Source organism: candidate division Zixibacteria bacterium HGW-Zixibacteria-1, from assembly GCA_002838945.1.
Lineage (GTDB): Bacteria > Zixibacteria > MSB-5A5 > GN15 > PGXB01 > PGXB01.
The window spans coordinates 1-11,288 of the sequence record PGXB01000068.1 but is presented as its reverse complement, the minus strand read 5'-3'; the positions used below and the strand labels follow the sequence as shown (position 1 = coordinate 11,288).

16 protein-coding genes are annotated in these 11,288 nt (G+C 48.9%); 14 read left to right on the top strand and 2 right to left on the bottom strand.

The window, feature by feature from the left end; genetic code table 11:
• The first annotated feature begins 736 nt into the window (after positions 1-736).
• The 4 genes from CVT49_16165 (at position 737) to CVT49_16150 (ending at position 3,925) form a co-directional block, all read left to right on the top strand.
• Complete coding sequence (locus CVT49_16165) at positions 737-1,420, top strand: hypothetical protein (GenBank protein PKK81975.1); 684 nt, start codon at positions 737-739, stop codon at positions 1,418-1,420.
• Positions 1,421-1,529: 109 nt separating this feature from the next.
• Entirely contained in the window at positions 1,530-2,627 is a 1,098-nt protein-coding gene (locus CVT49_16160; protein PKK81974.1) for a hypothetical protein, read from the top strand.
• Entirely contained in the window at positions 2,624-3,268 is a 645-nt protein-coding gene (locus CVT49_16155) for a L,D-transpeptidase (GenBank protein ID PKK81973.1), read from the top strand. The genes CVT49_16160 and CVT49_16155 overlap by 4 nt, the downstream gene beginning before the upstream one ends.
• 3 nt (positions 3,269-3,271) lie before the next feature.
• Positions 3,272-3,925: a hypothetical protein gene (locus tag CVT49_16150; protein ID PKK81972.1), complete on the top strand. Its 654-nt coding sequence runs from the start codon at positions 3,272-3,274 to the stop codon at positions 3,923-3,925.
• Between the two features lie 7 nt (positions 3,926-3,932).
• On the opposite strand, the gene CVT49_16145 is transcribed toward CVT49_16150, so the two are convergent.
• A complete protein-coding gene (locus CVT49_16145; GenBank protein PKK81971.1) occupies positions 3,933-4,226 on the bottom strand; it encodes a hypothetical protein in 294 nt (97 codons plus the stop codon).
• A gap of 129 nt (positions 4,227-4,355) precedes the next feature.
• The gene (locus CVT49_16140) at positions 4,356-4,538 is read right to left on the bottom strand and encodes a hypothetical protein (protein PKK81970.1); all 183 of its coding nucleotides are present in this window, start codon (positions 4,536-4,538) and stop codon (positions 4,356-4,358) included.
• Positions 4,539-4,675: 137 nt separating this feature from the next.
• On the opposite strand from CVT49_16140, the gene CVT49_16135 reads away from it, so the two are divergent.
• The 10 genes from CVT49_16135 to CVT49_16090 all read left to right on the top strand — a co-directional run bounded on the left by CVT49_16135 (position 4,676) and on the right by CVT49_16090 (position 11,148).
• Positions 4,676-5,269 (top strand): aminoacyl-tRNA hydrolase, encoded by a 594-nt coding sequence (locus tag CVT49_16135; protein ID PKK81969.1) that lies wholly within the window; start codon positions 4,676-4,678, stop codon positions 5,267-5,269.
• Between the two features lie 43 nt (positions 5,270-5,312).
• Positions 5,313-5,792, top strand: coding sequence for a 30S ribosomal protein S6 (gene rpsF / locus CVT49_16130; protein PKK81968.1), 480 nt, complete (start codon positions 5,313-5,315; stop codon positions 5,790-5,792).
• Positions 5,793-5,899: 107 nt separating this feature from the next.
• Complete coding sequence (gene rpsR / locus CVT49_16125) at positions 5,900-6,154, top strand: 30S ribosomal protein S18 (protein ID PKK81976.1); 255 nt, start codon at positions 5,900-5,902, stop codon at positions 6,152-6,154.
• Between the two features lie 18 nt (positions 6,155-6,172).
• Positions 6,173-7,102: a hypothetical protein gene (locus tag CVT49_16120; protein ID PKK81967.1), complete on the top strand. Its 930-nt coding sequence runs from the start codon at positions 6,173-6,175 to the stop codon at positions 7,100-7,102.
• 31 nt (positions 7,103-7,133) lie between these two features.
• Positions 7,134-7,580, top strand: a complete 447-nt coding sequence (locus CVT49_16115; GenBank protein ID PKK81966.1) for a 50S ribosomal protein L9 — start codon at positions 7,134-7,136, stop codon at positions 7,578-7,580.
• Positions 7,581-7,583: 3 nt separating this feature from the next.
• A complete protein-coding gene (locus CVT49_16110) occupies positions 7,584-8,072 on the top strand; it encodes a hypothetical protein (protein ID PKK81965.1) in 489 nt (162 codons plus the stop codon).
• Entirely contained in the window at positions 8,072-9,835 is a 1,764-nt protein-coding gene (locus tag CVT49_16105) for a hypothetical protein (GenBank protein PKK81964.1), read from the top strand. The genes CVT49_16110 and CVT49_16105 overlap by 1 nt, the downstream gene beginning before the upstream one ends.
• A 91-nt stretch (positions 9,836-9,926) precedes the next feature.
• Positions 9,927-10,142 carry a hypothetical protein gene (locus CVT49_16100; GenBank protein ID PKK81963.1) on the top strand — a complete coding sequence of 72 codons (216 nt, stop codon included), beginning with the start codon at positions 9,927-9,929 and terminating at the stop codon, positions 10,140-10,142.
• Between the two features lie 5 nt (positions 10,143-10,147).
• Positions 10,148-10,666, top strand: a complete 519-nt coding sequence (locus CVT49_16095) for a hypothetical protein (GenBank protein ID PKK81962.1) — start codon at positions 10,148-10,150, stop codon at positions 10,664-10,666.
• Between the two features lie 2 nt (positions 10,667-10,668).
• Positions 10,669-11,148: a hypothetical protein gene (locus CVT49_16090; GenBank protein PKK81961.1), complete on the top strand. Its 480-nt coding sequence runs from the start codon at positions 10,669-10,671 to the stop codon at positions 11,146-11,148.
• Positions 11,149-11,288 lie beyond the last annotated feature (140 nt).

Sequence of the window (11,288 nt, the reverse complement as noted above, 5' to 3'; positions counted from 1 at the left end):
AATCTACGCCGCTTTTCCATCAGGACACCTCCTGGATTAAATGTAATCCAACCTACTCAAAGTGTCCACTAAATTGGGGCAAGATCAATTTCAACCTACCCAGCCTGCCCTACCCAAAGAGTTTTTTGCCGGTGTTGGATATTCATTTTTTTAAAAACGCAAAAACAAAGCCAATTCCGTGTAAGCAAAAGATAGAAAGAAAATTACAAGGAAATTTTGCCCTCCCGAAATTATGGGACTGCATCATTTTGATGGTAATTTGACCGGTTTCCGTGTGGCAGCCTCAAAAATGTCTAAGTGTGAAACGATAAATATGTTTGGGAAAGTCTTTAACTGCCATTGACGGCTTTCGAAAGCGGAAGGTTGGACTTTTTGAGCCAAAACTGACAAACAAAACCATTTTTTATACGTTAATGATTATATATAGAGGATTTTTTCAGAAAAAAGTCGAAAAAGCGCTCTGTCCGCCATTGTAATGTGCTGTTATGCAATGCCTTACGGAGCCAATTTCGACTTTCCTGGGATATTGCGAATTAAGATGAAAAAAGCACAGATTCCTCTTGCATTTTATTTTTTCGCAATATACATTAGGCCGCGCTGAAATCAGGGAACTTTGGGGATGGGTGGCTTGTTAATTGGAGTCGAAAGTATAATTTTGGCAAGCTGAATATAAAGAAAATGTCTTGATAGTAAATATTACATTCAGAATTGAGGGAATTTTGAATGTAGCTGAGATGTGTGCAGGAAAGCCGATCCGGTGCATGTCTTTTTTTTTACACAACAGGTCCGAACGGATCTGTCGGCTGAAAGGAAAGAATTTATGTTGAAGCGTGTGTCGCTAGTACTGTTGGCGATTGCGCTCATCGTCTGGGTTGCCGGTTGCAGCAAGGCCCCGGAAGTGCAGATGAAAGCGAGCGATGATGCCATGCAGCAGGCCGCGCTTGGTGAAGCCGAACAATATGCTCCCGAAACTTATATGATGGCCCTGGATACGCTCAATGCAGCCAAGGCCGAGAAACAGGCGCAGGACGGAAAGTTCTCGCTGTTCCGCAAATATGGGAAATCGGAAGAAATGTATGCGGCCGCCCAGCGTCTGGCCGAACAGGCCTTGACCGATACCAAATCGGCCAAAGAGCAGGTCAGAATGGAAAATCTTGCTCTTGTGGCGAAACTCGACAGTCTGTTTGTCACGGTAAACAAAGCGGTTGCCGGCGCTCCCAAGGGTAAGGGAACGCGCGCCGATCTGGCTTTGATCAAGAGTGACCTGACCACCATCGAGCAGACCTACAAGGGTGCTCTGGCCGAGCATGAAGCCGGCAAGTATTTGAGTGCCAAAGCCAAATTTGAGGCTGTCCAGTCCCAGTTGAATCGGATTAAGACAGAGATGGAAACGGCCAAAGCCAAAGTCGGTACGAAGTAATTTCCTCTTTGGAAATTCGAACTGCTTACATTATGTTCGTATGAATTGAGGGGGCCGCCGTTCGGCGGTCCCTGTATATTAGGGGGTACCTGGTTCCGGTATTGGTTTTATGAAGTCTGCAAGGCGATATGTAAAGTATATTTTAATTCCACTGTTTGTCCTGCTGGCAGCGGCCGCTTTTTTCATTGGGGCTAAGATGATTCATAAGCCGCCTGCCGAGTCATTGCCGAAAGTATATGATGCTGTCGCCAAAGCCCGGGCAGCCGGGGCGGTTACCTATGCGCCGGTTGCTTATGCCGATGCGATGAAGCTTCTGGAAAAAGCGGAAAAAGCGATTGCGGGGGAAAACGACAAACTGATCAATTTCCAATCGTTTGCGTATATCGATTCTCTGCTCGATGCCGCATCATCCAAGGCGGCTCTGGCGGTGAAGCTGGCCATTGAAAGAAAAAAGGATGAGTCGGGCCGGATCAGAACCAGCTATCGGAATGTAAGCGCCAGGTTATCGGCCTGGAAAGACAGCCTTGATGCTTCGCTGGTGCTCCTCGACGGTGAGAAATTATGGACCGAGGCCCGGACGCATTGCCTGATGGCGGAAAATCTGCTGGATCGCGGCGCCGAAAAAGATGCGAAAACACATATTGCCATGGCCGGAACGCTGCTCGATCAATTGAAAGAAAAGTATCACGGTTATCGCCGGCAGTCGGCCGAGGGAAGCGATACCTGGAAGAGCTGGGTGAGTCAGACCACGAAGTATTCGAAGGATAATAAAACGTACGCCATTATAGTCGATAAAGGGGCGCATGAACTGTATTTGCTGAATGGTGGAAAAATCAAAAAAACGTATAAATGCGATCTGGGGTATAACTCGGCTTACCAGAAGATGGCGGCGCATGACGGAACCACGCCGGAAGGAATGTATCATGTCACCAAGATCAACCGCGGGAGCAAATACTATTTAGCTTTTCTGCTCAATTTCCCCAATGAGACCGACAAAAAGAGGTTTGCGAAAAATAAGGCCGAGGGCCGAATTTCTGATAATGCTAAAATCGGGGGATTGATTGAGATTCACGGCGACGGGGGACAGGGCCGGGACTGGACCGATGGGTGCGTGGCGGTCACCAATGCCGAAATGGATGATTTAAAGAAGTATGTTAAAGTGGGGACGCCGGTGACAATAGTCCGGCATTCCAATGGAACAAAATGAGGCCGAAAAAAATTATTCTATATTTGATAATTATCTGGGTGGTCGGACTGGCCGCTTCGGTTGTTATCGTGAAAATGAAATCAGCTTCGAGGCGGATGGAACTGAGCCGTTTGGAAAGCGATGAGTCCGGTTCGGGCGATAAGGGGGACCTTAAGGGCAAAATCAAACAGACCGAGCGGCAATTGTCGAAACTTCAGCCGCGCCGTCCCTATATCGTCATCGACCGTTACGCCAATATGCTCTACCTGCGGACAAAGGATTCGGTTCTCCTGGCGACCTCCTGCTCGACCGGTTCCGGCGCGGAATTAATCGACTCGATTTCGGGAAGACACTGGGAGTTCGATACACCGGCCGGCGCCTTTGCCGTCAATTCCAAACTGACCGATCCCTGGTGGCGCAAGCCGGACTGGGCCTTTATCGAGGAAAATGAGGCCATTCCCAAAAACGAAGGGGAACGGCTCGATCCGGAAATGCTTGGGGCGTACGCGCTCGGTTTCGGCGACGGTTATTTTATCCATGGCACGATATATGAAAGACTGCTGGGCGTCAGCGTGACGCACGGCTGCGTCCGGGTTGGGTCGGGAGATTTGAAAAGATTGTACGATCTATCGCCCGTGGGAACACCAATCTATATTTACTAAAATATGCCCAAGAGATTTTACATAATCGGTGCTTCGGTCATGGCGGTTGCCCTGTTGGTAATTGTTACTTATGGCATACTCCATATCGGCAGCGGGGGGGGCCCCCAATCGCTTGAATTAAAGCTCCGGCTGCTTGAATCCGAACAACGGCTCGCCGCTCAGGACAGCCCTTATTTGATAATCGATTTTCCGAGGTCACGGATGACATTAAAACTCCGGGGAGCGGTTATCAGGTCTTTTCCGATGGAGGTTCTCTCGAAATTGGAAGAAATCGACCAGCTGATCGGCGCGGATACCGATACTCTTGGTCTGGTGCACTATGTCCGGAGAGCGCACCTCTATGAGGGACTGCTTCAATTGAATGACACGGTGCTCAATATTGTCTCCGAGGCGACCAATGCCCCGCCGGAGATGATTCAACGGTACAAAGTCGGAAAACTGGCCGTTACCTGGGACGGCGGGATACAGATGAAAATCACCACCGATCTTGAGGGCCGGGCCATTTCACAGACGGGTAATATAATCGAATCGGGACGAAGCTTTTTGGAAAACTACCTTGGGTCGGAGATAATCGAGGTCAAGATTTCTTCAGAGGATGCCACCGCCCTGTACGGCGCCCTTGATACCGGTCTCCCGGTCATTTTTATACAGCAATAAAGTTATTTTACTCGGCCATGCATCTCGGTTTGCGGCCGTGCTCCTTTTCGAACTCACGCATCAATTCGCGATATTTATAATCAGGGAAAAGCGTCGGCTGGTGATTGAAATAGACGGCCGTCCGGGTGCAGCTTCCGTACAACCCTCGTTTGTGTTTGTAGAGTTCCTCCCGAATACTGCCTCTGGTCGAGCCGAAGAAGATGGCTTCGGTTTTGTCGTACAGGGCATAGGCATCGCCCTTGTCGGGGACCATCGAGATATAGAAATCGATAAAGTCGCTTTTGGGATAGTGGATAGGCATGGGTCAAAGATATGATTTAATTTGCCCGAAATAAAGATATTTTCAAAATGGCATCAATACATGAATATCAGCAGATCAGCAAAACAATTTTTCAACCATGAGACGACCCATGCTGCGGGCGGTTGCCATTTACCAGCCGAAGGTGAGTCCCTTGCGATGTGAAACACCCAGAGTGCCGCGGCATTTCGGACAGAAATACAGACAGCGCTTGCCGAGATCGCCTTTCAGTTCCCGAAACCAGACTTTCTCTATTTCTTTCTTGCAATGCGGGCAAACCGGTGTAATATCTTCTTTTTGTTCAAAAATAATCATTTCCGTCACCTCTTTGAGTTATTCCGGGCTTTCTTCATTAAATATACCGGCAATTCCGACCGGATATTCGAATAAAACGGTTACTTGACAATCGACCTCATTTTGCTATTTTGGACACTGTTTTTGGAGAAAATACCATGATTTCGCTGATTATCGGACTGGGCAATATTGGGGAAAAATATGCCGAAACGCGGCATAATCTCGGTTTTGACGTTCTCAATTTAATTTTCGACCGCTGGCGGCTTCGCCGCAGGAGGGAGAAGCCGCTTTATATCTGGGCCGAGAAGGAATATCAGGGCCGAAAAATAAGATTAGTCTGGCCAACGACTTATATGAACAATTCGGGTGCCGCCGTCAGCCAGGCGTTGGCTGATTTCGGCCTGAATCTCGATGAAATTCTGGTTGTGGTCGATGATTATAATCTCCCGCTGGGTAAGGTAAGGATCAGGAAAAAGGGTTCTGACGGCGGCCATAACGGACTGGAGTCGATCATCGGCCACCTTCAAAGCCGCGATTTTGTGCGATTACGGCTTGGAATCGGGCCGATTCCCGAAAATGTCGGCTCTATTGAGTATGTTCTGGAGCGGTTTTCCGGCGATCAACTGGAAAAAAGAAAGAAAATGCTTGATAAAGGGGCCGACGCCGTATTATATTCGTTAACTCACCGCCCGGAAGAGGCGATGGGTATTTATAATAGTGACCCTGCTCCGGAAGAAAGCGAGACAGAGTAATCCGGAGCCGTTTGAAACGTAAACGTCCATAGGGAGGATTTGAATGCGCATCTATGAGACTACCTTTATTTTAAGTCCACAGGCCGACGACGCCACTTTCGATCGACAGATCAAATCAGTATCAGAATTAATCACTCGTTACGAGGGTAAGATTATTCATGAAGACCGCTGGGGTATTCGTCGGCTGGCTTATCCTATCAGGAAATTCACACAGGGTTATTACACCCGCATGATTTTTGAGGGCAGCAACAATTTGCTTACCGAACTTGACCGGTTCTTCCGCATCGAAGAATCATACATTCGCTATCTGACGGTTCAGTTCGAAGGATCCCTGGAGCAGAAGTATCCGGAGATTCACCAGGGTGAAGAGGCTGCGCTCGCACCGGCCCATCATGCCGCTTCCTCGGGAACTACCAGTGCCGCTCCTGTGCCTGCGGAAATTCCGGATGAGGTGGTCCCGGAGAAGGAAGATGATGAAGAGTCCGAACCGGAAGATATGGGGCCGGATGAGGATGTACTATAACCATTATGATAGACTGCGGCATGATTTGTGGTGTAATCATCAGGTTGACCATAAGGATGCTGTAAGGTTTTTATAACCATGTCTGGATAGGATAGATATTTATGAGAATGGAAAGAATGAAGAATAAATTGGCGGACTTTGACAGAAGACGAAAGCGAATCTGCCGCTTCTGTGAAGACAAGATCAATACCATTGATTATCACGATGATCGTCTGTTAAAGCGTTTTACGAACGAAAGGGGCAAAATAGTTCCTCGTCGCATATCGGGCAACTGCGCGCGCCATCAGCGGGTTCTGACGATTGCGATCAAGAGAGCAAGACATTTGGCAATAATGCCGTTTACCAGCGAATTTTATCGATAAGCGGAACGGCGGGGTTGCATGCTTCCGGACAGGCAGGATTTAACGCCGATTCTTGGATTCAGTTGTCTGCCTCTGCTGTTTGTTTTTCCGTTGACGCTGTTTATTCCGGTGGTCAACTACCTGGTAAGTCTGGCGGCGGTATTTGCAGCCTTATATTTGGCGATTAACAAGATGGATATATTACTTTCAATCGGACTGGTCGGTTCTTTGGGAATACTGCTTTCGGTTCATGGTATGAAACCGTGGATGCTTTCATTCTGGGGCATTGCGGTAGTCCCGGGAGCGGTTTTCGGCCGCGCCATGGCTTTTGGAGTTATACCCCGAAGGGCCTTTTTTACCGGCATGTCGGCAGCCATTGTTCTGTCCCTGTTGTTTTTCTATTCGATACGGGAACCGTTCTATGAGTCGATTGATGCTTTTGGCGGCTGGATGCTCAGCATAGTTGGAACGCTGGATACATCTGATGTTTTAAAGGCCGACCTGGCCGACAGCTTCGGGAACCTGTTCGCGCTTGCAAAACGCCTGGCGCCGGCCTTTATGGCGCTTCATGCCGTGGCTCTGCTGTTTATCGGGTGGCTGATTTTGAAACTTATGATGGACCTGATGAAAAAATTCCACGCCGGGCTGGGAAATTTCATGTATTGGAAAATGCCGCAGTTATATATATATATAGCAGGTCTGTTTCTTCTGGCAAGATTGATCGGGCCGGACGCGATAAAAGTAATCGCCGATAATGCATTGGTGTTTTTGGGCTTCTTCTACGCCCTGTTCGGTTTTGCGGTGATAGAATATTATCTTAAAAAAATAAGATTATCGCTTTTATTGAAAGTGTTGTTCTATCTGGGGTTTGTTTTTTTGCAGCTTCCCGGACTCCTCATGGCCGCGATGATCGGCCTGTTCGACAGCTATTTTGATTTTAGAAAAGTCCGGGCAAGGATGATTGGTTAGAGTATATTTGATTGTATGAAAGGATATAGTTATGAAGGTTATTCTTCGGCAAGATGTTCCTGATGTCGGTAAGGTCGGACAGACGGTTGAAGTAAAGACCGGTTTTGGCCGTAATTACCTGATTCCGAGGAATCTTGCAATACCGGCAACCAAAGGCAATCTGCAGGCGATAAGTGAGATCGAAAAGCAGAGTAATCTCCGGGAGCGCAAGAAACTGCGTGAGGCGGAAAAGGTGAAACTGCACCTCGAGAAACTCTCCCTGACCAGCGAGGTTCTGGTTGGTGAAGAGGATAAGATTTTCGGTTCGGTTACATCACAGAATATCGTCGATCTTCTGACCGCAGAAGGCATGACTGTCGACAAGAGATCCATTTTACTCGAAGAGCCGATTAAATCGCTCGGCGTGTATACGATACCCATTAAGGTCGAAAAAGACATTATTGCCAATGTCAAATTATGGGTGATAAGAAAGGCGTAAGTAATGGCATTATTAGCGGTAAAGGTTGACGGTCTGGCACTGGATCTGATTACCAATTCGCCTGTGGTGATTCTGTCCAATGATGAAACGGATCAAAAGCTGCCGATCTGGATCGGTCAGGCCGAAGCATGGGCAATTGCCATGGAACTGTCCCACCTGGATTCCAAACGGCCGATGACGCATGATATTCTCAAGACGGTTATTTCGGTGCTGTCAGCCAAAGTCGAGAAAATCGCCATTACGGAGTTGAAAGAACAGACTTATTATGCAAGGATCTGGCTTAAGTGCGACGGAATCATGCACGAGATTGATGCCAGACCATCGGATTCGATTGCATTGGCCCTGAAGGTCAAGGCCCCGATATATGCGGAAGAATCCCTGTTTAAGGCCGGCGCTTCCAATTTTCCGGAGGATATGAAGACGGATACGGAATCGCTGGCCGAACGGTTGAAAAGAATTAATCCCGAAGATTTTGGCAAGTATTCTCTGTAGTGAGAGGCAACTCGTTAAAATATAGCGCCCTTTTTCTTCTGCTTGTAATGCTGCTGTCGCCGGCAGTGTTGAAGGCCGATGAGGCTGGGGTATTATTTAAAAGGGCTTTCGATCAACTGGAAAACGGGGATTACGCCTCGGCCTATACTCAGTTTACCGAACTGGTCAATTCCTACCCCGAACATCATGACCGGGAATCATTCATATTTTTCAAAGGCAAAGCTGGTTATTACGGCGGCCGCTATGAGATGAGCCAGTATGATTTTCGCCGATTGATAAGTGAATATCCCGGGACCGATTACCTGCCTTATGTCTATCTGTTTCTTGGCAATATCCAGTACCGTTTGTCGCATCCCGATGAAGCCATTAATCGATATATAGAATCATACCGGCTTTCCGCCGACAGCCGCCTTGACGGCATTCTTCTTAATTCAATCGAAAAAGCGATTCCATACGGGCGGGCCGGCTTTGTCGAAAAAATAAGAAATATAAATTTGCAGGGGGACAAAAGGTGCCGGCTGTTGACCGCGGCGGCCCGCGGACTGATCAAAAAGGGCAGTCTGCAGTCGGTTCGAACTCTTTTGGTTTCATGTCCGGGCCCGGAGGCGGCCGCGCTGGTTGAGCAGGCCAATACGCTGTTAAAACGACAGGCCGATATCGGGATCGTGTTGCCGCTTTCCGGCGATATGCAAAAATATGGCGAGCAGATTCTGGACGGTATCAAGATGCGGGCGGCGGAATTTGCCGAGCAAACCGGACGACAGTTGAATCCTGTTATTTATGACACCCGCGGCGAGACAATTGAGGCGGCTCGAATCGTCAAGCGAATGGCCGATGAAGGCGTTACCGCGGCGATCGGACCGCTGACCAGCGAGGCGACCGCAGTGACTTCGGCGGTATTATCATGCGCCGATATGCCATTGATTATTCCTGCGGCTACGCAGGGGGGATTGACGGCGCTGTCCGGGAGCAGTTTTCAATTGCAGCCGAATCTTGACTGGCAGGGCATACGGATGGCCGATCTGGCGGTGGAATGGCTGAAAGCCGACACGGCCGCGATTATTACGCCGACCACTCCGGAGAATTTAAGAATGGCCAGAGCTTTTGCGGGCCGATTCAAGGAGCTTGGCGGGACGATACTCGGAATCGAATATTTCCGCGCCCGTGAAACCGATTTCGGCCCATTTATCCGGGATTTGAAATCGCTGGCGCTGAAGGCCCTGCTCGATTCGATCACTTATATCAATGATGCCGGTGATACCATCGAGGCTGAAGAAGTACCGGTGCGGATCGACTGCATCTATATTCCGGCTGATGCCGGTCAGTTGAGGCAGCTTTTGCCTCAAATCAATTTCTATAACCTGAATACGATTTATCTCGGCGGTGACGGCTGGGGCAACAGCACGGTTTATGCACTTGGCGCGGCGGTAACCAAGAAGTGTTATTTTGCATCGGGATTGATCGAAGATGAGCACAGCTCGGCGGCCCAGAAATTTGCGACCGATTTTGACCGGCTTTATGCACGGCAGCCGGGGCGCCTGGAGGCGCTGGGGTATGACGCCATGAGCCTGATATGCAATGCCCTTAGTTCGGGAATATACACGCATGCCGAATTAACAAGTTACCTGTCGGCGGTGGAAAATTACCTGGGGGCCTCAGGGAAGATTTCTTTTGGCAGCAACCGCGAGAATATTGCTTTGCCGATATATAAGATCGAAGATGGAATGCCGCATCCGGTAGAGCTCGATTCGCCGCAAAAATGATTAAGCGAAACAGGCAAAATAATCAAAAACTATATTCACCGCCGCGCGTAGAAATTATGGCGGCGGCTAACAATATAAGCGGAGCAGTTTCATGACCGATGATAAAAAAATTGCCCTGAAGATGGTTGTTGACGGCGAAGCGCGGGATATTACCTATGAAGAACTGGCCCTGTCGAACAACCTGGCCCAGGAAGCGCTGGTAACGCTGTTGATAGAGAAAAAGATTATCGATCCTAAAGAGTTTCTGGAGATGCTGGGTAAAGTGAAAAAGGAGCGGTATCGGACGCCCGAATCGCTCGATAAATAGGCATTATGACGGATAAAGAAAAAGAGCAGCTCTCGCTTGATTTGAACGCCGGGGCGGATGCCCGGGCGGACAGAAAGTCGGAACCGGCCGTTTCGGGAAGAACCCTGGAGTGGGTCTGTCATCCGGCGAAAAAGAATCCCCGGGTCACGGTTCTGGTGACGATTTTCCTGCTGGTCCTGATCGGTCTGGTGTATTATGCCACATCATCGGTCTGGTTCGGCGTTCTCGCGGTTCTGATATTGTTCGGGTCGCTGACGTCATATTTTTTCCCGACGCGGTACAAATTTACCGAGGATGCCATCTTCGTCAAAACGACCACGCAGAGTCTACAGAAGAAATGGTCGCAGTATCGCTCGTACTACGTGGATAAGAACGGGGTCCTGCTGTCGCCGTTCGTGAGGCCGTCGCGGCTCGAGAATTTCCGGGGGATCTATATTAAATTTTGGTTCAATAAGGATGAAGTCATGGCCTTCGTGAAAGAACGGATGAATAAAGATAAGTCCGCCGAAGGCGGAGAGGAATAAAGATGTCGCTGTTCAGAGGAAGTGTCGACCCGCCCGATGAGAGCAAGCCGCCGATTCCCGCGGAAGAAGATGCGGTTCTGGAGAAGGTGGCAAAAAAAGTCATCATGTGGCGGATGGCGATCCCGGCGATAATGTTTCTTGAATCGGTCCGACCGCTTAATTATATCGGCGCCCAGGCGATGGTTTTTTTCGAACCGATGGTGCAAACGGTTTTTAATTTCAAGGATTATGATGTATTCCGGGCCGCCATGGAACGGCGCGAGAATGTCGAGAATCTGCTGCAGAAAATAGAGAAGTATGATGCCGTTCTGTATGAACGCGAGAAGGCGATCAAGAAATTCATGAGGGCCGAGAAGAAGAGCTGGAAGTGGTATCAGCGGTATCTTGGTCTGCTCAAACCCAAAGTGCAGCTTCCCGAAGAGCTTCGCGCCCCGCTTTTCCCTGAGATGATCAAGGAAAAGAAGCGGTGGTTCTGGAAGTAAATCCACAAAGATAATATAACAATGTCATTCCCGCCTTTATTTGTCATTCCCGCGCAGGCGGGAAGGTGGATTCACATTTGAAGTGCAACAATTGCTCTAAAAATACTTCAGACGGTGTTTGAAAGTCCAGACATTTTCTC

Bases quoted from the DNA above. Each gene is read 5' to 3' on its own strand.
- CVT49_16160 (PKK81974.1), top strand. From the start codon at position 1,530: ATGAAGTCTGCAAGGCGATATGTAAAGTATATTTTAATTCCACTGTTT.
- CVT49_16145 (PKK81971.1), bottom strand. From the start codon at position 4,226: ATGCCTATCCACTATCCCAAAAGCGACTTTATCGATTTCTATATCTCG.
- CVT49_16100 (PKK81963.1), top strand. From the start codon at position 9,927: ATGACCGATGATAAAAAAATTGCCCTGAAGATGGTTGTTGACGGCGAA.
- CVT49_16115 (PKK81966.1), top strand. From the start codon at position 7,134: ATGAAGGTTATTCTTCGGCAAGATGTTCCTGATGTCGGTAAGGTCGGA.
- rpsF (PKK81968.1), top strand. From the start codon at position 5,313: ATGCGCATCTATGAGACTACCTTTATTTTAAGTCCACAGGCCGACGAC.
- CVT49_16140 (PKK81970.1), bottom strand. From the start codon at position 4,538: ATGATTATTTTTGAACAAAAAGAAGATATTACACCGGTTTGCCCGCAT.
- CVT49_16090 (PKK81961.1), top strand. From the start codon at position 10,669: ATGTCGCTGTTCAGAGGAAGTGTCGACCCGCCCGATGAGAGCAAGCCG.
- CVT49_16120 (PKK81967.1), top strand. From the start codon at position 6,173: ATGCTTCCGGACAGGCAGGATTTAACGCCGATTCTTGGATTCAGTTGT.
- CVT49_16135 (PKK81969.1), top strand. From the start codon at position 4,676: ATGATTTCGCTGATTATCGGACTGGGCAATATTGGGGAAAAATATGCC.
- CVT49_16150 (PKK81972.1), top strand. From the start codon at position 3,272: ATGCCCAAGAGATTTTACATAATCGGTGCTTCGGTCATGGCGGTTGCC.
- CVT49_16110 (PKK81965.1), top strand. From the start codon at position 7,584: ATGGCATTATTAGCGGTAAAGGTTGACGGTCTGGCACTGGATCTGATT.
- rpsR (PKK81976.1), top strand. From the start codon at position 5,900: ATGGAAAGAATGAAGAATAAATTGGCGGACTTTGACAGAAGACGAAAG.
- CVT49_16095 (PKK81962.1), top strand. From the start codon at position 10,148: ATGACGGATAAAGAAAAAGAGCAGCTCTCGCTTGATTTGAACGCCGGG.
- CVT49_16155 (PKK81973.1), top strand. From the start codon at position 2,624: ATGAGGCCGAAAAAAATTATTCTATATTTGATAATTATCTGGGTGGTC.